This window comes from Pseudorhodoferax sp., from assembly GCF_047601025.1.
Lineage (GTDB): Bacteria > Pseudomonadota > Gammaproteobacteria > Burkholderiales > Burkholderiaceae_C > Pseudorhodoferax.
In genome coordinates, this window is the sequence record NZ_JASGJZ010000001.1 from 3,495,292 (window position 1) to 3,516,435 (window position 21,144).

At 70.7% G+C, this 21,144-nt stretch carries 16 protein-coding genes; 1 reads left to right on the plus strand and 15 read right to left on the minus strand.

Annotation, left to right across the window (positions count from 1 at the left end):
- Nucleotides 1-251: 251 nt before the first annotated feature.
- The 14 genes from QM782_RS16390 to QM782_RS16455 form a co-directional block, all read right to left on the minus strand.
- Nucleotides 252-1,058, minus strand: coding sequence for an SDR family oxidoreductase (locus tag QM782_RS16390; RefSeq protein WP_415203968.1), 807 nt, complete (start codon nt 1,056-1,058; stop codon nt 252-254).
- A 9-nt stretch (nt 1,059-1,067) separates the two neighbouring features.
- Nucleotides 1,068-1,757 carry an OmpW/AlkL family protein gene (locus QM782_RS16395; protein ID WP_415203969.1) on the minus strand — a complete coding sequence of 230 codons (690 nt, stop codon included), beginning with the start codon at nt 1,755-1,757 and terminating at the stop codon, nt 1,068-1,070.
- Nucleotides 1,758-1,781: 24 nt separating this feature from the next.
- Entirely contained in the window at nt 1,782-1,985 is a 204-nt protein-coding gene (locus tag QM782_RS16400; protein WP_415203970.1) for a hypothetical protein, read from the minus strand.
- Nucleotides 1,982-3,976: an acetoacetate--CoA ligase gene (locus tag QM782_RS16405; protein WP_415203971.1), complete on the minus strand. Its 1,995-nt coding sequence runs from the start codon at nt 3,974-3,976 to the stop codon at nt 1,982-1,984. The genes QM782_RS16400 and QM782_RS16405 overlap by 4 nt, the downstream gene beginning before the upstream one ends.
- Before the next feature lie 5 nt (nt 3,977-3,981).
- The gene (locus QM782_RS16410; protein WP_415203972.1) at nt 3,982-4,821 is read right to left on the minus strand and encodes a hypothetical protein; all 840 of its coding nucleotides are present in this window, start codon (nt 4,819-4,821) and stop codon (nt 3,982-3,984) included.
- A 2-nt stretch (nt 4,822-4,823) separates the two neighbouring features.
- A complete protein-coding gene (locus QM782_RS16415; RefSeq protein ID WP_415203973.1) occupies nt 4,824-7,064 on the minus strand; it encodes a hydantoinase B/oxoprolinase family protein in 2,241 nt (746 codons plus the stop codon).
- Between the two features lie 17 nt (nt 7,065-7,081).
- Nucleotides 7,082-9,220, minus strand: coding sequence for a hydantoinase/oxoprolinase family protein (locus QM782_RS16420; protein WP_415203974.1), 2,139 nt, complete (start codon nt 9,218-9,220; stop codon nt 7,082-7,084).
- 13 nt (nt 9,221-9,233) lie between these two features.
- Nucleotides 9,234-9,683, minus strand: coding sequence for an acetone carboxylase subunit gamma (locus QM782_RS16425; protein ID WP_415203975.1), 450 nt, complete (start codon nt 9,681-9,683; stop codon nt 9,234-9,236).
- A gap of 3 nt (nt 9,684-9,686) precedes the next feature.
- Complete coding sequence (locus tag QM782_RS16430; RefSeq protein WP_415203976.1) at nt 9,687-11,699, minus strand: hydantoinase/oxoprolinase family protein; 2,013 nt, start codon at nt 11,697-11,699, stop codon at nt 9,687-9,689.
- A gap of 282 nt (nt 11,700-11,981) precedes the next feature.
- Nucleotides 11,982-14,702 (minus strand): LuxR C-terminal-related transcriptional regulator, encoded by a 2,721-nt coding sequence (locus tag QM782_RS16435; protein ID WP_415203977.1) that lies wholly within the window; start codon nt 14,700-14,702, stop codon nt 11,982-11,984.
- 26 nt (nt 14,703-14,728) lie between these two features.
- The gene (locus QM782_RS16440) at nt 14,729-14,866 is read right to left on the minus strand and encodes a hypothetical protein (RefSeq protein WP_415203978.1); all 138 of its coding nucleotides are present in this window, start codon (nt 14,864-14,866) and stop codon (nt 14,729-14,731) included.
- A 185-nt stretch (nt 14,867-15,051) separates the two neighbouring features.
- Nucleotides 15,052-15,351 carry an RNA recognition motif domain-containing protein gene (locus QM782_RS16445; RefSeq protein WP_415203979.1) on the minus strand — a complete coding sequence of 100 codons (300 nt, stop codon included), beginning with the start codon at nt 15,349-15,351 and terminating at the stop codon, nt 15,052-15,054.
- Nucleotides 15,352-15,455: 104 nt separating this feature from the next.
- Nucleotides 15,456-15,722: a translation initiation factor IF-1 gene (gene infA / locus QM782_RS16450; protein ID WP_415203980.1), complete on the minus strand. Its 267-nt coding sequence runs from the start codon at nt 15,720-15,722 to the stop codon at nt 15,456-15,458.
- A 33-nt stretch (nt 15,723-15,755) separates the two neighbouring features.
- On the minus strand, nt 15,756-15,971 hold the full coding sequence (locus QM782_RS16455) for a hypothetical protein (protein ID WP_415203981.1): 216 nt from the start codon (nt 15,969-15,971) through the stop codon (nt 15,756-15,758).
- 506 nt (nt 15,972-16,477) lie between these two features.
- On the opposite strand from QM782_RS16455, the gene cysC reads away from it, so the two are divergent.
- Entirely contained in the window at nt 16,478-18,382 is a 1,905-nt protein-coding gene (gene cysC, locus QM782_RS16460) for an adenylyl-sulfate kinase (protein ID WP_415205667.1), read from the plus strand.
- Nucleotides 18,383-18,391: 9 nt separating this feature from the next.
- On the opposite strand, the gene QM782_RS16465 is transcribed toward cysC, so the two are convergent.
- The gene (locus QM782_RS16465) at nt 18,392-21,061 is read right to left on the minus strand and encodes a sulfotransferase (RefSeq protein WP_415203982.1); all 2,670 of its coding nucleotides are present in this window, start codon (nt 21,059-21,061) and stop codon (nt 18,392-18,394) included.
- Nucleotides 21,062-21,144: the final 83 nt, after the last annotated feature.

Genomic DNA, 21,144 nt, shown 5'->3' on the forward strand with positions numbered 1-21,144 from the left:
GGCGGCGGCCGGGGAGGGGATTATCGGAGGGAGTGCCATGGCCGGCCGGCGCGGGCACCGCCTGACCGGCGAATGCCGCGAGTCCCGCGCCCCCGTTCGAACGGGAAAGGCTTCATGCAGCGCCGGCCTGCCGGCTTGCGCAGGCGTTCGGCGCCGTCGCGGTCCGGCAGTCCGGGCCGATCCGCCGGTGCGTCAGCGCGATGGCGGCGGAACGGGCGGGCGTTCCCGCCATGCCGCAACGGCCTGCGGCATCAGGCTTGCTGCGCGCTGGCGCGTTCGAGCGCCGGCTTCACGCTGTCGATGGCGCCGCCGCCATCGCACGGGATGACGGCACCCGAGATGTACGACGCATAGGGCGAGGCCAGGAACAGCGCCAGGTTGGCGATGTCGTCGGGCGTGCCGAAGCGCCGCAGCGGTACGGCCTCGCGGGCCAGCGCCAGTTCTTCCTCCGTGCGCGCGATCAGGCGGCGAAAGCCTTCGGTGCCGTCGATGGGCCCGGGCGAGATGGCATTCACGCGGATGCCGTCCGCGCCCCATTCCAGCGCCAGCACGCGCGTCAGCTGGTCGATGCCCGCCTTGGCTGCGGCCGCATGCGCCTGGGAGCGCATGGCCACCGTCGCCTGCGGCGCGGTGATGTTGATGAGGGACGCGCCGGGCCGGCGCAGGTGTGCGTAGGCCTGGCGCAGCACGTTGAACGACCCCACCAGATCGATGTCGACCACGGTGCGGAAGCCATTGGCCGACATGGCGTTCGCGGGGCACAGGAAGTTGCCTGCCGCGCCGGAGACGAGCGCATCGATGGGGCCGAAGCGCTGCGCCGCGTCCTCGAACGCCGCGCCCACGGCGTCGAAGTCGCGCACGTCCGCGCACACGCCGTGGGTCTGCGCCCCCTGGGCGGCGAGGACCGCCAGCGCCGCATCCACGTTCTCGCGCTTGCGGCTGGCGACGCTGACCCGCGCGCCGCAGCGCGCGAACGCCTGGGCGATGCCGAAGTTGATGCCCGTCGTGCCGCCGAAGACGAAGACGTGGCGGCCCTGGAAGTCGATGTCCATCCGCATGCGCTGCCTTCAGAAACGGTAGCCCACGGTCAGCGCGAGCACATCGGGGCTGGTGCGCACCTTCACCTTGCGTTCGATGTCGCCCACGCCCGGCGTGGCTGTCGTGACCGTGGCCGTGGTCTTGATCCAGTACTTGCTGTACGAGAGGTCGAGGAACCAGCGGTGGTCGATCGACCAGGTGCCGCCCAGCTTGATGATCGGGCCCAGCGACGAGGAGAACCTGGCCCGGCTGGAAGTGCCGCCGAACGCGCCGTCATAGACGGCATTGGTCGTGCCGTCGGTGAAGAAGGTGTAGTGCAGGCCCGCGCCCGCGTGCAGCGCGAAGGCCGGGCCGGCGTCCCAGGTGTAGGTGCCCATGACGGCGGGAAACCATGCGCGCACCGAGCCGATCCCGCCCAGCGCCGCCGCCGTCCCCGCCGCCTTGAGCTTGAGCACCGGCGGCAGCCCGCCCTGGAAGGTGACCGACCAGGGTCCGTCGATGCGCCGGTCGTAGACGAAGGCGAAGACCGTCTTGTCCCTGACGTCGGCGCGGATGCCGGGCGGCGTGGTGCCGGCGGGGCCGGTCATGTCGCGGGACTTGGCATTGAAGTCCACGCCCGCCACGCCCAGCTGGATGGAATTCACCGGGGTCTGGGCGGGCGCCTGGGCGCCGAGGCCGGCGAGCAGGCACGCCAGCAGCGTCGAATGGATCTTCGGCATAGGGAGTCTCCTTGTCGTGTGGTTTCACGCGTTGCGCGCATCGTCGGGAAGGGGGCGGCGCGCTTCTTCCGCGCCAGGGGTCTTGGGTGGCAGCGGCGGCGTCCACGCGCCCACGCGCGAGAAGGCCTGCAGCGCCAGCGCGGCCAGCGGCGCGCAGCAGGCCGGGCGCAGCCGCTGCCCATCGCCGCGCGCCGGATGGCCCGCGGGGCAGTCGCGGGGGGCGTTCATGCGGGCGCCTGCGTGCGTGCGAACTCGATATAGGCATCGAGCGCCTGGGGGTCGGCCATGGCGCCGCGGCTGGCGGCGCGCTCCACCGGCCAGCCCATCAGGAGCTTGCGCACCGGCACTTCCATCTTCTTGCCCGTGAGGGTGTACGGAATCCGCGCCGCCTGCACCATCACGTCCGGCACGTGGCGCGGGCTGCACAGGGTGCGCAGGCGCTCGGCGATGCGCCGGCGCAGGCCGTCGTCCAGCTCCAGCCCCTCGCGCAGGCGCAGGAACAGCGGCATGAAGAAGTGCCCGCCCGGCAACTCGCAGCACACGACCAGGCTGTCGGCCACCTCGTCCATTTCCTCGACCACGCGGTAGATCTCGGCCGAGCCGATGCGCACGCCGTGGCGGTTCAGCGTGGCGTCGGAGCGGCCGTAGATGATGCAGCCGCCGCGCGCATTGAGCTTCATGAAGTCGCCGTGCCGCCAGACGCCGGGGAAGTGCTCGAAGTACGACTCGCGGTAGCGCGCGTCGCCTTCGTCGTTCCAGAAGCGCACGGGCATCGAGGGGCTGGGCCGGGTGACCACCAGCTCGCCCACCTCGTCGACCACGCTGCGGCCGTCGTCGTTCCAGACCTCCACGGCCATGCCGAGCATGCGGGTCTGGATTTCCCCGGCGTACACGGGCAGCAGCGGCGCGGCGCCGACCAGTCCGCTGCAGATCTCGGTGCCACCCGATTGCGAGGTGACCCACAGGTCGCGCTTGACCGTGCGGTAGAACCAGTCGAAGGTCTCGGGCGTGCTCGGCGCGCCACTCAGCAGGATGCTGCGCAGCGCCGACAGGTCGAAGCGCCGGCCCGGCTCCAGGCCGGCCTTCTCCATCATCTGCACGAAGGTGGGGCTGGCGCCGAAGCAGGTGGCGCGCGTGTCCTGCGCGAGACGCCACAGGCATTCGGGGCCGCCGTGCATGGGGCTGCCGTCGTAGAGCACGGCGCTGGCGCCTGTCATCAGCGCGGCCACCAGCAGGTTCCACATCATCCAGCCGGTGGTGCTGTAGAAGAACATCACCGCGCCGGGGCCCAGGTCCATGTGCAGCGTCATCAGCTTCAGGTGCTCGACCAGTACGCCGACGTGGCTGTGCACGATGGGCTTGGGCAGGCCGGTGGTGCCGGACGAGAACACGATCCACACCGGATGGTCGGCGGCCACACGCTCGTAGCGGAAGGCCGCGGCGCCGGGGTCGGGGCCCTCCAGCAGCGCGTCGAAGCGCAGCTGCGCCACGGAAGCCGGTATCCGCGGGTCGGCGTCGAGCTGCGGCACCCACACCAGCGCCTCCAGGCCGGGCAGGGCCTGCGCGATCTCGGCGACCTCGGCGCGGCGGTCGAAGGCCTTGCCGCCGAAGGTGTAGCCGTCGCCTGCGATCAGCAGCTTGGGCGCGATCTGCGAGAAGCGGTCGATGACGGTGCGGGCGCCGAACTCGATCGCCGCCGACGACCAGATGGCGCCGATGCTGGTGGCGGCCAGCATGGCCACCGCGCAGGCCGGCACGTTGGGCAGGTAGGCCACCACGCGGTCGCCGGGCTGCACGCCCATGGCGCGCAGCCGTTCGGCCAGGCGCCGCGCCTGCGAGGCCAGGTCGCGCAGCGCCAGCGTCTGCAGGCCGCTGTTCTCGGTCAGGTGGTGGAAGGCCGGATGTGCCGCATCGGCCTGCGCGGCGTGGCGCAGCACGTGCTCGGCATAGTTCACGCGTGCGTCGGGGAACCAGCGCGTGTGCGGCATGGGCGCGCCGTCGGTCACGCGCGCGGCGCTGCCGTCGTGCTGCACGCCGCACCACTGCCAGATGGACGACCAGAACGCATCCGGCTCGTCCACCGACCATCGCCGCAGGGCTTCGTAGCCGTCCAGCCGCAGGCCGCGCTCGGCGGCCAGCCAGTCCATGTAGCGCGCCATGTTCGTGCTGCGCACGAAGGATTCGCTGGGGGTCCAGAGGAGGTCGCCTTCGTTCGCCATGTCGCTCACCTTTCGCGCAGCTGGGCCAGGCGGGCCAGCACGGTTTCCGGGTGCGCATCGGCCGGGATGTGCGCATGCTCGAAGCTGCCCGCCACGGGTGCCGGCGGCGCCTCGCCCTGCCAGAAGCCGGCAGGCACCGCCAGCCCGGCCAGCGCTGCGCCGCAGCGCGCGGGCGCGATCGTGAAGCCCGGCCCCTGGCCCGCCGGCAGCGCGACGGCCTCGGGCCACTGCACGCCCCAGTCCCAGCCGTAGTGGCGCGCCACGTTGGCCACGGGCTGGTACAGCTCCAGCAGCAGTTCCACTTCGTCGGTCGCCCAGGGGCGGGACTCCCGCAGCAGCACGGCATCGACCCCGGCCTGCGCGAACAGGCGCAGGAATTCCGCCACGGTGGCCGCCGCTGCGTCCACCGCGTCCTCGTCGACGGCGTCGGCCGAGCCTCCCGCGCGCTGCATGGCCTGCCCGGCCCAGTCGCGCGGCGACGGGAGCACCAGCGCCAGCACGGCGCCCGGCATGGCCGCCCGCAGCGCCGTCACCAGATCCGCCGCGTGCGCACGCAGGCCCTCGGCGGCCAGCAGTTCCTTCAGCGGGCCGTGGCCGCGTTTCGCCTTGCCGGCCATCGCCGCCTGCAGCTCGGCATGGCGATCGAGCCAGGCTGCCGCCGCCGCGGCCAGCGGCAGGGCCAGCACGTCCGGGCGCAGCAGGCCCTGCGCCTGGCGCAGCCAGGCCACGCAGGCGGCGGTGTCGAGCCAGGGCGCCTGCCCCTGGGCCAGCAGGCGGGCGCTGTAGTCGGTGTGGTCGAGCCAGAGCAGGCGCTTCTGGCCCGCCATGTCGGTCAGGCGGGCCATGCTCAGCCCCTCGCGGCCAGTTGCGCTTCCAGCTCGGCGATGCGCACGTCCTTGGGGTCGAGCATGAAGGCGCCCTGCAACTGGTCGGCAGGCATCTTCACGCGCCGGCCCATGGTGGTGGCGTAGATCTCGCCCGGCTTGTCCCAGCTGCCGAAGTAGGGCAGGTTCCTGGGCGGTTCGGCCGTCACCCACTCCTTGCAGAACGCGTCGAAGGGCTTGCCGCGCGCGATGCGCTCGCGGCGGGCGGCGGCGCGCAGCTCGGCCGTGGCCTCCTCGTCCACCACCAGGCTTTCTGCGTCGTAGACCACCTTGTAGATGTCGCGTGCGTTCTCGTGCGACATCAGTTCCTCGCGCAGGTCCTTCATCACCAGCTGCGGGTCGCGCTCCAGCACGTCGCCGTAGCCGCCGCCCGAGCCCTGGCAGATCATGTAGATCTCGCCCTCGCTCGCCAGCTCGAAGGTCATGCCCATGTCCTGGCTGGTGTAGGTGCCGCCGGGAATGGGGCGCTTGTTCATCAGCTCGACGATGTCGAAGACTTCCACCGCCTTCGGGTCCTTCTTCAGCACCTCGAAGATGTTGATGCCCTTGATCTTCATCAGCTGGTAGCTGGGGCAGGAATAGCCGCCGAACAGGCCCTGCGCCGACGGGAACTTGGAACCCTCGCAGCCCGTCATGAAGCCCCACAGCCCCGTGCCGCGCGCGGTGGCGATCTGCTCGTAGCCCATGCCGCCGCGGTACTTGCCCCAGCCGATGCGGTCCTTGGCCAGGCGCTGCGCGCCCAGGCGGATGATCGGCGTCTCCTCCTCGGCCAGCTCGTGCTCGCCGGTGTCGCACATGAAGCCGAACACCGGCGAGATCGAGTGCTGGCCGTCGGCGTGGCTGCGCGCGCCCTGGCCGTTGCCGTTGATGTCGGCGCAGAAGTTGCCGGTGACGTCGCCGTTCTGCGTGATGCCGCCGTAGATGAAGGTGGCGGCCTGGTCGTACTGCGAGGCGATGATCGCCGAGTAGCGGTGCGGCAGGCTGTAGCTGAACTTGTTCATCGGGATGGTCCACACCACGCAGCCCTTGAACAGCGGCATCAGGCTCATGGCCTGCGGCATCTCGCCCTCGGCGTCGAGGATGGAGTTGCGGTCGGTGACGATCTCGATCGGCGACAGCACCGCCATGGTGTGCGGCAGGTCCGGCCAGATGTTCTGCAGCAGCCCGGTGCACAGCGCCGCCTTGAACGAGGCGATGTTGGTGTTGACCGAGCGGTTCAGGAACTGCGGCGCCGAGCCGCGGAAGTCCATCGTCATCCTGTCGCCCTTGACGGTGATGGCGCAGGAGATCTTCTGCAGCGCGTTCTCGCGCAGGCTCGAATCCATGAACTGCAGCACGCGCGTGGTGCCGTCGGGCAGCTCGCGGATGCGGCGGCGCATCTCGGTCTCCACGTCCTCCAGGTGCACGCGCAGGGTACCGATCAGCGCGTCGCGCCCGTACTGGTCGAGGATGGCGATGATGCGGTCGCGCAGCCGCATCACCGCGTGCAGCTTGACCTTCATGTCCTCCAGCTGCAGGCGCGGGTCGCGCACCGAGTTCTGCAGGAAGGTGACGAGGTCGCGCTTGAGTTCGAAGTGCTCGACGATCTTGAACGGCGGCATCTTGATGCCCTCGTCGTACTTGCTCTCGGCCTTGGCCGGCATGCCGCCGGGCTCGGTGGCGCCGTTCTCGCCCTCGTGGATGGTGGAGGAGAGCCAGCACACCAGCTCGCCCTTGTAGAAGAGCGGCATCATCATCGACTGGTCGGTGTTGTGGATGCCGCCGTAGCGCGCGTCGTTGTGGATGAAGCCGTCGCCGTCCTTCACGCCCACGGTGGGGTCGTTCGTCCAGTACTTGTTGATGAAGCGGATCGGATAGAAGCAGCAGGCCGCGAAGGCGATGATGCCGTAGGGCGCGATCATCGACAGGTCGCCCTGCGCGGTGTAGATCGCGGTCACCAGGTCGCCCCACTTGGCGCCGGGCGCGGCGCCCATCTGGTTGACCATCTGGAAGGACTCGGACAAGGCCGAGTTGATGAGGCCGCGCACATGGTGGACCTGGTGCGGGTCCATGCCCTTGGCCAGCACCTCCTCTTCTTGCCGGGAGCGCGGCAGGATGCTGTGGTTGCGCATGATCTCCGGGTCGGGCCCGAGGAACAGCGTGTTGTCGGCGATGAACTTGTCGCGCAGCGCCTTGTCGTCGAGGGTCTGGATGTCTGTGGTCACGATGGTCACTCCGGAAGTCAGTGGCTGCTGTTGCGCACGAACCAGGCGCCGCCCTGGGCGACGGCACGGAAGGTCCAGCCGGGCTCGACCAGGTAGGTCGTCACGCGTGTGGTGATGATGGCCGGGCCGCTGATCTCGGTGCCTTCGGCGCGGGCGCGCTCGTCGTACACCGGGGTGTCGATGGCGCCGTCATGCCCCACGAAGTGGCAGGCGCGGCTGGACACCGGCTCCGGCGGCGCCTTGGGTTCGCCCGTGATGGCCAGCCGGGCGAACTTCACCTTCGGCTGCTCGACGTAGGCGCACACGCGGATGGTGTTGATGCGCACGCCGGTCTCGGGCGACTGCGAGCCCTTGCCGAAGCGCTCGCCGTAGCGCTCGTGGAACTGGTCCATCAGCTCCAGCACGTCGCGCTGGCGCGTCAGGCGCGACAGGTGCGTCACCACCGCGGTCTGCACGCGCTGGTTGCCGTAGCGCATGTCCAGCTCCAGGCGGTAGCGGATGTCGGCCGGGTCCATGCCCTGGCGCTCCAGGTCGGTGCGGCCGCGCTGCTCCAGCTCTTCCACGCTGTGGTTGAAGGTCTCGTAGTCGCTGAAGAAGGACTTGGTGTTCGGATTGAACAGCACGGTCCAGGTGTTCATCTCGTGGATGTGCATCTGGCTCACGTTGCCGGCGCCGCAGGCCGAGAAGGTGGACGAATACGGCGGCGCCAGCACCTTGCTGATGCCCAAGGCGGCGGCGATGCCGCAGGCGTGCAGCGGGCCGTTGCCGCCGTAGGCCAGCACGGTGAAGTCCTTGGGCTCGTAGCCGCGCGTGCGCAACTCGGTGGCGATGCCGTTGGCCATCGAGGCGTCCACCTGCTTCTTGATCAGCTTGGCGACCCCGATCTCGTCCAGGTCCAGCTCGTCGCACAGGTTGTCGCGCACCGCCTGGCGCGCGCGCCGCGGGTTCAGCGGGATGTGGCCGTTGGCGTAGTTCTTCGGGTCCAGGTAACCCAGCAGCAGGTCGGCGTCGGTCACGGTGGGGAACTGGCCGCCGCGGTCGTAGGCCGCGGGGCCGGGGTCGGAGCCGGCCGACTTCGGCCCGATCTCCACCGTCTTGTACATGCGGTCGTAGCGCGCGATCGAGCCGCCGCCCGCGCCCAGCGCCACCAGGTGCACCATCGGCACGCTGACCAGCCAGCGGTCGATCACCGGGTTGAAGTCGTAGTACTTCAGGTCGCCCTGCACGACGATGCCGATGTCGAAGCTGGTGCCGCCCATGTCGGTGGCGACGACGTTGCCCAGTTCCGCGGCCGCGGCCAGGAATTCGCTGGCGGCGATGCCCGAGACCGGTCCCGAGTGCACGGTCTGCAGCGCGTCGGTGGAGTTCAGCTGCGCCATGCCGCCGGAGTTGTGGTTCACCAGCATCGGCCGGGCGTAACCCTGCTGGCGCAGGTTCAGCTCCAGCGTGCCCAGGCCGTGGTACATGGTCTGGTGCAGGTAGGCGTCGACGATGGTCGAGGTGGCGCGCGCGTACTCGCCCTTGCGGCCGGCCACCTGGTGCGACAGCAGCAGCGGGATCGAGCCCAGCAGGTGCGCCGGGTATTCCTCCAGGAAGATCTCGCGCACGCGCAGCTCGTGCACCGGGTTGACGACGCTGTTGGTGAACATCACGACCAGCGCCTGGGCGCCGGCGTCGACCAGCTCGCGGATGCGCAGGCGCACGTCGTCCTCGTCGAGCGCCCAGAACACGTCGCCGCGGTAGTCGATGCGCTCGCGCACCTCGCGGATCAGCGGGATGGGCACGATCGGCTCGGGCCGCTGCGCGTTCGGGATGTCCATCTGCTCGGGCTCTGTCAGGCCCTCGCCGTAGCCGCGGGCGCGCGACAACGGCACCGTGTGCTTGAAGCCGGTGGTCACCAGCAGGCCCACGCGCGGGCCCTTGCGCTCGATCAGCGCGTTGGTGCCCAGCGTGGTGGCGTAGCGCACCGAATCGACCTGCGACAGCAGCGTGTGCGGCGTGATCTCCAGCTGCCGGCAGGCGTCGGCCAGCGCGTCGTTGAAGCCGACGGCCAGGTTGTGGTGGGTGGTGAGCGACTTGGCCTCGACCACGCGGTCGCCCCAGGCGACGAAGCAGTCGGTGAAGGTGCCGCCGATGTCGACGGAAACGCGGTTCATGGTGGGCTCCCTCTCAGGCGTTGTCGGCGGGACGGCAGGCGTGGTGCGCCTGGGCATGGAGCTGGCGCTGCAGCAGCACGCGCTCCAGCGCCAGGTCGGGCGCCTGCGCGGGCTCCTGCATTTCGGGGCGGTCTTTCCACTGCAGCTTGAGCGCGTCGATGTCCAGCTCGATGTCGTGCAGCGGCGGATGGCCGGGCGGCAGGTACTCGGCCTCCACCAGCGTGCCGCAGTCGGGGCAGTAGTACTCGAGGATGCGGCACCAGTCGGGGTCGGGCGAATAGGTGCGCTGGTACAGCGTGGTGTCCAGCAGCGGCTTGTGCACCTCGCGCGGGTCGCGGTCGTGCACCAGCAGGCCGCGCTTGTAGTTGTCGCGCGCGCTGCCGTGCACGTGGCCGCAGCGGCGGCATTCCCACTGCTCGCTGTCGAGGTCGATGCGCAGGGTCTCGGTGATCAGGACTTTCATGGTTCAGGCCTCCGTGCCGCGGGCCAGCAGGATGTCGCCGGCGGCGTTGATGTGCAGCGTCCAGCCGGCGTCGATGCGGCCGGTGAAGAACGCTTCCTCGAGAACCGCCGGGCCGGGCCGGCTCACGGCCACGCCGCGCGGCTGGTCTTCCACGCGCACCAGCGGCAGGGCCTGGCGGCGGCCGTCCAGCAGCACCTCGCGCGTCGCCTTGACCACGGCCGGCTGCGCCTCGCCGCCGAACCGGCCGCGCATGTGCGCTTGCGCCATGGGCTTGATGGCGGTCAGCGTGAGGGTCAGCGCCGCGCCGGCCCGGAGCCCCTGGGGTGGTGCCGTGCCGTTCAGGGCATGGGCGCGGGTCGTGCCGTCGGCCAGTGCTTCCTCCAGCGTCCATTCCAGGCGGTATTCGCCGGGCTGCGCACCCTCGCCGAACATGGTGCGCTCGGCCTGCGTGGACATCTGCGCCATCGCGTCGGACAGCGTGGCCGGCTGCGCGTCGGCGACCTGGCGCGTGAAGCTGTGGCCGACGTCGGAAAAGCCGATGCCGTAGGCCGAGAACACCGCGGCATGGCCGGGGATCAGCACCTGGCGCACGCCGATGGCGTCGGCCACGCGGCAGGCGACGAAGGGGCCGCCGCCGCCGAAGGCCGCCAGCGTGGTGTGCTCGTCGATGGCGGTGTAGTCGCGCAGCGCGTCGGCCACCTTGGCGACCCAGGCGGCCTCCATCGCGGCCACCGCCTCGTCGTCGCCGAGCTTGAGCGGGTCTCCGACGTGGGCGCGGATGGCGGCGCGGGCGCGGTCGGCGTCGATCTTCAGCGCGCCGCCGAAGAAGGAGGCCGGGTCGAGCAGGCCGCCGAGCAGGAAGGCGTCCGTGATCGTGGCGTTGGTGCCGCCCAGGCCGAAGCAGGCCGGGCCGGGCGCGCTGCCCACGCTCTCGGGGCCGACGCGCACGGCACCCTCTTCCACGCGGATGATCGAACTGCCGCCCACGCCTGCGCTGACCACGTCGCACAGCGCGAACGAGGTGCGCACGCCTTCCACGCGGCCGCGCCGCTCGGCGCGCACGCCGTTCGCATCGACCAGGCCGATGTCGGTGGTGGTGCCGCCCACGTCCATCGACAGCAGCCGCGGCAGGCCGTAGTGCCGGGCCAGCACGCGCGCGCCCTCCATGCCGCCGCGCGGGCCGGAGCTGTAGGTCTGCACGGCGATGGTCTTGGCCACGCGGCCGGCGTGGCCGTCGTTGCGGAACACCAGCAGCGGGCTTTGCGCGCTGGCTTCCTTGAGCTTGTGCTCGGCGCTGTAGAGGAAGCGCTCCATCGCCGGGTGCAGGAAGGCGTTGAGCAATCCCGTCCAGGTGCGCCGCAGGTCGTCGGCGTCGTCCACCAGCTCGCTCGCGTACAGCACCGGCAGCGCGCCCAGCAGGTGCGGCGGGAAGGTGCGCAGCAGCCGGCGCTTGACCTGCGCCTCGCGCTCGCGGCGCTGCGCGCCGCCGAAGGAGACCACCAGCCGGTTGGCGCCGCCGGCGGCCAGTTCGCCGACGGCCTTCACCGCGGCGGCCTCCAGCGCCCCGCCGTCGAGTGCCGCGGGCAGGTGCACGGCGCGCGTGCCGATCACCGCGTCGTACAGGCCGGCCGCGCCGTCGGCCCCGCGCACGGCGTCTACCGTGAGCGCGTCGCCCACAATCACGCCCAGGCGCGGCCCCTTGCGCTCCACCAGTGCATTCGTGCCCTGGGTCGTGGAGTAGCGGATGGCCGCGGTGGACAGCAGCAGCGCCTGCAGGTCTTCCTGGCCGTAGACCACGGCCGAGGCCTTGCGCAGGCCGTCGAACAGGCATTGCGACAGGTCGTGCGGCGTGGTCAGCGTCTTGGTGCGGTGCACCTGCTCGCCGTCGATCACGCAGATGTCGGTCAGCGTGCCGCCGTTGTCGATGTTGATGAGCCGGCTGCGTGCGCCGGCATGGGGGCGCGGCGAGGCATCCGGCGCCTCGCTGGCGGCCTGGGGGGCGGTGGTGGTGTTCATGGGCGTTGGAGCATGGGAAGGGGGTGAAACGGCGACATCCAGCCCTGCCGCGCCTGCGGAGCCAGGCGGCAAGGAAGAGGGGCGGCGGGTGTGCGGGGGCAGGCGGCGGGCCTGCGCGGCGGCTAGGAAGGCGGAGCGGTCTGGGGCTGCATGGCTTGTCTCCTGTTGCGGGGGCACGGCCACCTTGCGGGGAGCGACATGCCTCGTCGCGGTGCAGCCATTGTGGAAGTGGGGCCTGCAGGCGCCGCCACCCGAACGGGTAGCCGGGCCACCCGGCAAACCCTAGGGTTTGGGCAGCAGCAGGCCGTGCGCCACGCTGATGGCCTGCGCGCGGCTGCCGACGCCGAGCTTGCCGTACAGGTTCTTCAGGTGGAACTTCACCGTGTTCTCGGACACCGCCAGCTGGGTGGCCAGATCCCGGTTGGATGCACCCTCGCAGAGCAGGCGCAGCACGTGCTGCTCGCGTTCGGACAAGGGCATGGCGGGGCCGGGCGGTGCGGATGGCGCCGTCCCGGTGTCCGGCTGCAGTCCCGCCGCGCGCAGCACCCGGCAGGCGAAGGCGTGCGTCGCCCCGGCTTCCGGCGACGACGCGCCCGGGGCCAGCGCGTGCTGGGCCTGGACCAGCAGCGGCACCACGCGCGGCCCCTGGTCGAGGAAGGCCCGCACGCACTCGCCCGGCGCGGCGAGTTCCAGCGCCTTGAGCAGGCTGCGCTGGGCCGCCGCGTTCTGGCCGCGCTGCTCCAGCAGCAGGGCCTTCAGCACCGCCGTCTTGATGCGCAGCAGGGGGCGGTCGGCGCACAGCGGCTCGGCGGCCTGCAGCAGGCGCGCCGCCTCGCCGGGATCGTCGCCGTGCAAGGCCAGGCGGATGCGCCCGAGGACCGGCCCCTCGACGAGTTCCGAGATCGGCAGCCAGCGCGCGTCGGCATGCGGGGCGGGCTGCGCGACGCGCTGCGCGATCGCCCGGGCGCGCGAGACGTTGCCGCTCAGCGCCGCCAGCCGGATGCGTTCCCATTCGACCATGCAGACCAGCCGCGACCAGCCGCTTTCGAAGGCGATGCGGTCCAGCGCGTCCAGCGTGGCCTGCGCCTCGTCGGGGCGCCCGCGGGCCTGGTGCGTGCGCGCGATGGCCATCAGCGCCGACGCGATGAAGTCGGGCACCGCGCCGCGTGCGATCTGGTCGCCGAACTGCTCGGCCAGCCGCTCGACGTCGTCCAGCGCATCGATCTCGTAGGAGGCCCAGATCTGGCACGCGGCCAGCGCCGCGGACGCCATCGCGCCGGTCGGCCGGTCGGCGCGCTGCGCCACCGTGCCGCGGATGCGCAGCACGCGGCGCGGCTGCGCGGCCAGCATGCAGGCCATGCTTTCGACCGCCATCGTGTAGCCGGTGCTGAAGGTGGCGTCGGCGCGGTCGTTGTGGCTGCGCGCCAGCACCAGCATGCGGTGCGCCACGTCGACCTCGCCCAAGCCAAGCGCATGGAAGGCCAATAGGTTGGCGGCAGCACCGAGCTCGAAGGCCGCGAAGCCGGTGGCGTCCGGGTGCTGGATGTCCGGCACGCGGGCGATCCGCGCGGCCGCTGCGGGCAGGTCGTCTTCGAACAGCGCCGCCATGCCGAGCACCACGCCCGGGTCGGTGGTGTGATCGACGTGCCCGGGTTCGGCCTGCTGGCGCAGCATGCCCAGCAGCGGGCGCAGCTTGGCGCTGCGCCGCAGGAAGATCAGCGCCCAGGCCATCTTGATCATCAGGCCGCGGTGCTGCGCGGCTTCCTCCAGGCCGATGCGGTCGTACCAGTGCGCCGCCGTCACCAACTCGGCGGTCGAGATCAGCCGCTCGACCCAGGGGTCCAGCGCCTGCACGGCCAGCGCCATGTCGCCGCCCTCGATGGCGTGGTAGACGGCTTCTTCCAGTTCGCCATGGGCCAGGTGCCAGCGCGCCGCCAGGCCGTGGATCGCCTCCACGGCCTCGGGGTCCGCGCGCACCAGGCCGTCGCGCAGGTAGGAGGCGAACAGGCCGTGGTAGCGGAACCAGGTGCCCGAGGCGTCCAGCGCCGAGATGAACAGGCCGTCGTGCTCGAGCTGGCGCAGCACTTCGTGCGAGCCGCTGCGCCCCAGCACCGCATCGCACAGCGGTCCCGAGAGCCGGCGCAGCAGCGAGGTGCGCAGCAGGAATTCGCGCACCTGGGGCTGTTGCATCGAGACCACGTTGTCGGAGAGGTATTCCGCCAGTTCGCGCGGGCCATGGGCGGCCAGCTCTTCCAGCGATTCGCGCACGGCCGGGTTGGCGAAGGCCAGCCGGAACAGCTGCAGGCCGGCCGGCCAGCCCTCGGTGCGCTGGTGGATCAGCTCGACTTCGTCGGCGGCCGCGATCGGGGCCTCGCCGCGGGCGAACAAGGCCTGCGATTCACCGGCGGAGAAGCGCAGGTCTTCGGCGCGCAGCACCGTGGCGCGGCCGGCGACCATCAGGCTGGCGAGCCCGATTTCCGGCAGCGCGCGCGAGCCGATGAAGCAGCGCACCCGCGCCGGCAGGCGCCGGAGCAGGTCGCGGAAGAATTGCAGGATCGACGGCTCGTGCAAGGCCTGGAAATCGTCCAGGAACAGCACCACGCGCGCGTCGAAGCGGCCCAGCGCGTCGAGCACCCATTCGATCAGGCCGACGCCGGCGGCCCGTGGCGCCAGTGCCACGGCCTCCTTGGCGCCGGCCGAGGCCAGCATGGCGTGCAGCTGGGTCTCGAAGCGCTGCGGATCGTTGTCGGCATCGTCGACCACCAGCCAGGCCGTGGCCCAGCCCTGGGCCTGGAAGGCGTCGTGGATCTGCTGCAGCGTGGTCGATTTGCCGCTGCCCGCCGGCCCCTGCAGCACGGTCAGCGGCGCGGAGCCGACGCGCATCACCTGCTCGATGATGCTGCGGCGCACCACCGTGTCCGGCCGCGCGGGCGGCGGGAACAGCTTGTAGGCCTGGAGCCGGATGTCCGCCGCGGCGTGCTCCATGTCGGTCGTTTCGGCCATTCGCTTCCCGCTCGGGCCCGCAGGATTCATGGGCCGCCGGCGCGCCCGGGGACTGGCGCCACCCTGTCGAGGGCGCCGCCATGGCTGGTGGCAGCCTGCGCGATGCCGGTCGTTCCGCCGAAGGCGGACACGTGACACTGGCTGAAATCGATGTCGATCTGCACGCTGCTTGTCCTGTTGCGCGGGACCACCGGCGGCATGATGGCCACGCCCAGCGCACGGGTGGTTCCCTTGACCCAAGCGCAGCGTGCAGTCTAGGGAAAGCGGGGGAGCCGCAGGCTACCCCTTCGGGTAGTTCGCGGCCAGGGATTTCCCGGGCCGCGGCCGGGTACTTGCCCGGCCGATGGCGTCAGTACCGGTCGCGCATGCCGCCGTAGCCGCCCCGGCTTTCGCCGCGCGGCGCCTGCGGGCGGGCGACGTTGACGGTCAGGGGACGGCCGCCGACTTCACGGCCGTGCAGGCCCTGGATGGCCGCCTGGGCCTCGGCGGACGAACCCATCTCGACGAAGCCGAAGCCCTTGGAGCGGCCGGAGTCGCGGTCCATCATGACCTTGGCCGAGGCGACGTGGCCGAAGGCCGCGAACTGCTGCTGCAGCGAGTCGTCGCGCATCGTGTAGGAGAGATTGCCGACGTAGAGTCTGTTGTCCATGGAAGTGTTCCTTGTGTGATCCGGGGTGTGTTGTCGATGGCCCGGAGGGACTGAGAGCCCGGAGGGCTTGAGGGCCCGGAGGGTCGATGGCGCGCGCCGTCTGCTTATCGTGCGAAACGGCGTGCGGGAGCGGGACCGCCCTGGGAGCGGGGTTCGAGATGGCGGAAGGTGATCCGCCCCTTGGTGAGGTCGTAGGGCGACAGCTCGAGCGAGACCTTGTCGCCGGCGAGCACGCGGATGCGGTGCTTGCGCATCTTGCCGCCCGAGTAGCAGACCAGGCTGTGGCCGTTGTCCAGCACGACGCGGAAGCGCGCATCGGGCAGCACCTCCTCGACGCGGCCTTGCATTTCGATCAGTTCTTCCTTGCCCATGGGGCTCCTTCGTTGGATCGGCCCGAGACGCGCTCAGGCCAGTTGGTCGTTCAGGATGAAGTGGCGGCCTTGCGCCAGCGCGTAGCGCGCGGCGCAGCCCGCGTCGTCGAAGCGCGGGACGAGCCGGAACACGCGGTCGTGCATGCCGCGGCGGATCGACACCGAGGCCGCGTACTGGCCCGTGTCGGTGCGCTGCGTCATCGGCGTGACGAGGTATTTGCCCACCTCGTGGGCGTGTGGAATCTGCATAGGGTCGAATCGATGGGCCGTCGCCAGGGCGGCCGCCGCATGCGCCAGGGCCGGGGCCCGCGCCGCATGCGCAGTGGATCGGTGGTGAGGGGAACGGTCCGCGGAGGGTTCTGTGAAACGGACCGACGATAGGCTCGCCGAGGGGGGGGATGACGTTCGGGCGGTGGGGGCGAGGATCGGGTCGCCTGCCGGGCCGAAGCCTGTGCGGGCCACGATGGCCGCGAGGTGTCAATCAAGGACCGAGGCAACGAGCACGCCGCGGTCGATCCTGCAAGTGTAGGCGATTTCGGAGGGAGCGCGGTCCCGCATCCGAAATGCAACACCCGGCCGATGCGGTACGGTGCGAAGATGACGAGAAGATTCGAGCAGTTCTGGAGCCTGTACAACAAGCGCAAGCGTCCGGGAGAAAGCATCCGGGTGTTTCCGCTCTCGAGCTGGACGGAGCGCCAGGGCCGCAGGATCGCCACCGGCAGCATGGAAAGGAAGAAGCAGGAGGGCTGTTTCTGATGCCGCGTCTCGAGCAACCCACCGCCCCGGCGCCTGCGCCCGAAGCCGCCGCAGTCCAGGAATGGATGTCCCGGCAGGTCCGGCAGGATCCGCTGCGTCTCGTCGCCTGCGGCGGCGTGGATGACGGCAAGAGCACTCTCATCGGCCGCCTGTTGTGGGAAGCGCGGCAGAGCTCCGACGACCCGCGGAACGCCCTGCAGGCCGACGCCAGGCGGCATGGCACGCAAGGCCGGGGCATCGGCTTCGACCTGCTGGCGGACGGGCCAGCCGCCGAACGCGAGCAAGGCAGCACCATCGACGTGGCCTACCGCTTCTTTTCCACCCCAAGGCGCAAGTTCATCGTGGCCGACCCTCCGGGGCACGCGCAGTCCACCCGCAACATGGTGGCCGGCGCCTCCACCGCCGACGTGGTCGTGCTGCTCGTCGATGCCCGCCGGGGCATCGTCACCCAGACCCGCCGCCACGCCTGCCTGGTGTCCCTGGCCGGCATCCGGCATGTGGTGCTGGCCGTCAACAAGATGGACCTGGCCGCTTACCGGCAAGACGCATTCGACGCGATCGTGGCCGGGTTCTCGGCCATGGCCGAAGGGCTGGGGTTCGACCGCGTCACGCCCATTCCCCTGTCGGCCCCCGGCGGCGAGAACGTCGCCACTCGTTCCGCGCACACACCCTGGTACCAGGGGCCGACGCTGATGGGCTGCCTGGAAACCATCGACGTCCCGCAGCCCATCCAGCACAAGGCGGTGTTCCTGGTGCAGCGGGTCGATCGGTCCGATGGCGGCCCTCGCGGCTTCGGTGGCACGCTGGCCTCGGGCCGGCTGGCGCTGGGCGATACCCTGCGCGTCACGGCCTCCGGCCAGACCGCCGTGCTGGTGCGCATCGTGACCGCCGGCGGGGATCTGCCGTCGGCCGGCGCCGGCGACGCCGTCACCCTGGTGCTGGACCGTACGGTGGATGCCTCGTGCGGCGACGTGATCGCCCGGGCCGATCAGCCGCTGGAGATGACCGACCAGTTCGAGGCCACCGTGGTGTGGCTGCATGACGAACCCGGGCACATGGGCAGGACCTACGAACTGAAACTGGCCAACCAAGAGGCCAGCGCCAGCATCACGAGCCTGAAGTACAGGATCGACGTCGATACCCTGGCGCACGAGCCATGCCGGCAATTGGTGTTGAACGACATTGCCGTGGCCAATCTTGCGTCGAGCAAGCCGCTGGTGTTCGCGCCCCATGCGCAATCGCCGACCCTGGGCGGCTTCATCCTGGTGGACCGATTCACCCACGCCACGGTGGCGATGGGCATGATCCGCCACAACCTGCGCCGGGCGCAGAACGTGCACCGGCAGGCGCTCAGCATCGGCCGCGAAGACCGCGAGCGCCTCAATGGCCACCCGGGCAAGGTCGTCTGGTTCACCGGGCTGTCCGGTTCCGGCAAGTCCACCATCGCCAACGCCCTGGAACAGGCACTCCACGCCCGCGGCAAGCGCACCTACCTCCTGGACGGCGACAACGTGCGCCAGGGCCTGAACAGGGATCTGGGCTTCACCGATGCCGACCGCGTGGAGAACATCCGCCGCGTCGCGGAGGTCGCCAGGCTGATGATGGATGCCGGCCTGATCGTCATGACGGCCTTCATCAGTCCTTTCCGGGCGGAGCGGGACATGGCGCGGGAACGCATCGGCAAGGAGCACTTCGTCGAGGTATTCGTCGACACGCCGCTGGCGGTGTGCGAACGGCGCGATCCCAAGGGCCTGTACAGAAAGGCGCGCAGCGGGCAACTACCCAACATGACGGGCATCGCCAGTCCCTACGAGCCGCCGCCCGCCCCGGACTGCATCCTGGATACGACCTCGGACGGCCTGGACACGATCGTGCAGCGGCTCCTGCGCGAGATCTTTCCCTGATCCGGCCGCTTACGGCGCCTCCGGCACGGCCAGGGGGGATGCATGGTGCTGTGGCGCACCACCGGCGGCCGGTGCCTTCAACTGCTCGGCCCGCTCGGTGAAGCCGCCCATTTCCAGCGCCTGGATCAGGTCCTTGCGCCAGGCGGCATTCCAGGGGCAGGTCTTGCGCGCTTTTTCCATCAGCGCGATGGCGTCGTGCAGATAACCCTTGCACGCGTAGATGATGCCCAGCATGTGCTGGGCCGCCGCGTGCTCCGGCAGGTGGTGCAGGAGCTTGCGGAATTCGTATTCCGCCTCGTCCACTCTGTCCGCCTTGTAGAGCGCCACGCCCTTTTGCAGCAAGCCGGGTTCGGGCAGCGACAGCATCTCGATCGCTTCCCAGGTGATTTTCCGGTTGGTGCCCTGGATCAGCGGCGCCAGGTACGCCTGGTAATGGCGCCATTTCGCCGTGCTGGTCTTGTAGATCGGCTGGCGCACCTGCCAGACGCTGGCGGTTTTCACCGGCCGGTCGAGCGTGTCGAAGTCGAGCACCTGCGCCTCCCATGGCACGCCGATGTAATCGAGCAGCTTGCGCGCCGCGGCCTCGGTGTCTTCGACCACGTCCTCGTAGTCGATTTCCAGTATCTCGCCCGGAAATGTCTGCCGCCAATGGTGCATCAGCAGGTTGTGGTCGGCCAGCTGCTCGCCGATCCATTCCAGGTCGTAGGCGAAGCCCATGCCGCCATGCTTGGCGGCATAGTCGGTGAAATAGTTGGAAATCGCCACATCGCGCGGGTCGCGCCGGACCGAGATGATCTTCGCGTTGGGAAACAGGAATTTGATCAGCCCGATGTTCTCGAAGTTGTGCGGCAGCTTGTCGACCACATGGCGGGCATTCGGCTTGCTGTTCTGCGCGTATTGGCGCAATTCGTCGAGGATGCCTTCGGCGATTCCGTTGACGACCTCGGGCGTCAGGTCGTCGACGCAATCCGGGTAGCGGCGGCCCGAGCCGACGTGGTGTTCCCAGCGCCCCAGGCCGGCGATGCGCTGCGGAATCACGCCCAGTTCGCCGGCCCCGAAAATCTGGCTGTGGCCGGCGATGATCTGCTCGACCAGCGTCGTGCCCGAACGCGGCATGCCGAGCACGAAGATCGGCAGCGTGGACGGGTGGCCGCTGTCGCGCCGGTGCGTGTACAGCGCCCGGCAGAAGGCGTGCCGCGTGCGCGCGCAAGCCTGGCGATGGGCCTTGGGGTCGTAGCGCAGGAAGCGCTTCGACAGCGCGTTGGCCTCGCGGGCGTAGGCGAAGGCCTTGGCGTAGTCCTCGCGCTTTTCCCAGGCGGCCGCCAACTGGAACAGGATGCTGGAGCGGGCCGGCCCTTCCAGGCTGGGCTGGCGTGCCGCGCGGTCCAGGAGTGCCAGCGTGGCTTCGTCCTCGGGGAAGCGCCGGGCGTTGATCAGCGCCGTGTGGCCGCTGACCGGGTCGATCTGCCTGACGCGCTCGAACAGCGCCACCGCTTCGTCGATGCGGCCGCGCTGCAGTTCCTGCCCGCCCAGCGCGCGCAGCGCGCCGATGTGCCAGGGCTGCTCGGCCAGCACGTCGCGGAACAGCGCGTCGGCCGCGTCGTAGTGCTGGGCCTGGCTTTCCACCTCGGCCAGCGCCAGCCTGGCGTCCAGGCGTACGGCGGCGATGCGCGCGGCCGGCCAGGTGTCGCTTTCGACCAGCGCCTCGGCCAGCGCCACCGCCTTCTCGGCGGCCTGCCGGCATGCGCCGCCGTGGTCGCGGGCGCCGATGCGAGCGAGGCGGGCATGCAGCTGCGGGTTGTCCGGGTCGTGGCGGATGGCCTGGCGCACCAGGTGGATGGCCTGGCCGCTGCGGCCCTGGACTTCGGCCAGTTCGGCCGCCGTCAGCAGTAGCGGCACGTTGTCGGCATGCCGCTGCAAGGCCCGGCGCAGGCTGTCCTCGGCCTCGGCGTGGCGGTCGTGACGGGCCAGGCCCAGGGCGAGCTGGCAACTCCAGTCGACGGCTTCGTCGTCCGGCTGCGCGGCGACCCAGGCTTCGGCCTCGGCCAGCCGGCCGTCGTCGAGCCAGCAGGCCAGTTGCAGTTCGGCGACTTGCCGGGCGTACTGTTGGGCCGCGTCTTCCGGCAATTGCGGGTTTTGCGCGGCCAGCAGTTCGCGGGCGCGGTCGACGGCGTGGCGCGGCCCCTGCGCCGCTGCGGGCGCGGCATCCGCCGTCCGCGGCTGCCTGGCGGCCAGGCGCAGCCGGGCCAGCAGCAGCCAGGCGGCCAGGCGTTCGGGCTGCAGCGCCAGCGAACGTGCCATGTCCGCCTCGGCGCTTGCCAGGTCGTCCGTCATGGACTTGCACCAGGCGCGGCGGGCCAGCGCCAGCGCATGGTCCGGCTGGCTGGACAGCACCGTGTCGAGCGCGGCCTGTGCGCCGGGCAGGTCGCCGCGCAGGATCAGCAGCGCCGCCCAATCGGCCAGCGTATCGGCGTCGAAGCGGTCCACCATGCCCTGCCAGCGCTCGAACAAGGCCTGCGCCTCGGCGAACTGGCCCAGGTGATGATGGGCGATGGCCCGCAGTACCGTGCGCGCCGCCTGTTCGGCGGGCGGGCCGTCAACGGCGGGAGAGGCGGCCAGCAGCTCGGTGTAGCGGCGCTGCTCGTGCAGTTGGCGCAGGGAGGTGGGGGAGTTCGACATGGAAAATCGATCGCGGGTTTGCGGTGCGGAGAAACCGCCAATGCGCCCCACCCGCACGGGCGGGTGAGCGCGGATCGGAAGGA

What these genes read in the sequence shown, in the direction of transcription:
- infA (WP_415203980.1), bottom strand. Translation starts at nt 15,722, where the DNA reads ATGGGCAAGGAAGAACTGATCGAAATGCAAGGCCGCGTCGAGGAGGTG.
- QM782_RS16410 (WP_415203972.1), bottom strand. Translation starts at nt 4,821, where the DNA reads ATGGCCCGCCTGACCGACATGGCGGGCCAGAAGCGCCTGCTCTGGCTC.
- cysC (WP_415205667.1), top strand. Translation starts at nt 16,478, where the DNA reads ATGCCGCGTCTCGAGCAACCCACCGCCCCGGCGCCTGCGCCCGAAGCC.
- QM782_RS16445 (WP_415203979.1), bottom strand. Translation starts at nt 15,351, where the DNA reads ATGGACAACAGACTCTACGTCGGCAATCTCTCCTACACGATGCGCGAC.
- QM782_RS16405 (WP_415203971.1), bottom strand. Translation starts at nt 3,976, where the DNA reads ATGGCGAACGAAGGCGACCTCCTCTGGACCCCCAGCGAATCCTTCGTG.
- QM782_RS16390 (WP_415203968.1), bottom strand. Translation starts at nt 1,058, where the DNA reads ATGCGGATGGACATCGACTTCCAGGGCCGCCACGTCTTCGTCTTCGGC.
- QM782_RS16395 (WP_415203969.1), bottom strand. Translation starts at nt 1,757, where the DNA reads ATGCCGAAGATCCATTCGACGCTGCTGGCGTGCCTGCTCGCCGGCCTC.
- QM782_RS16435 (WP_415203977.1), bottom strand. Translation starts at nt 14,702, where the DNA reads ATGGCCGAAACGACCGACATGGAGCACGCCGCGGCGGACATCCGGCTC.
- QM782_RS16430 (WP_415203976.1), bottom strand. Translation starts at nt 11,699, where the DNA reads ATGAACACCACCACCGCCCCCCAGGCCGCCAGCGAGGCGCCGGATGCC.
- QM782_RS16400 (WP_415203970.1), bottom strand. Translation starts at nt 1,985, where the DNA reads ATGAACGCCCCCCGCGACTGCCCCGCGGGCCATCCGGCGCGCGGCGAT.
- QM782_RS16420 (WP_415203974.1), bottom strand. Translation starts at nt 9,220, where the DNA reads ATGAACCGCGTTTCCGTCGACATCGGCGGCACCTTCACCGACTGCTTC.
- QM782_RS16455 (WP_415203981.1), bottom strand. Translation starts at nt 15,971, where the DNA reads ATGCAGATTCCACACGCCCACGAGGTGGGCAAATACCTCGTCACGCCG.
- QM782_RS16465 (WP_415203982.1), bottom strand. Translation starts at nt 21,061, where the DNA reads ATGTCGAACTCCCCCACCTCCCTGCGCCAACTGCACGAGCAGCGCCGC.
- QM782_RS16425 (WP_415203975.1), bottom strand. Translation starts at nt 9,683, where the DNA reads ATGAAAGTCCTGATCACCGAGACCCTGCGCATCGACCTCGACAGCGAG.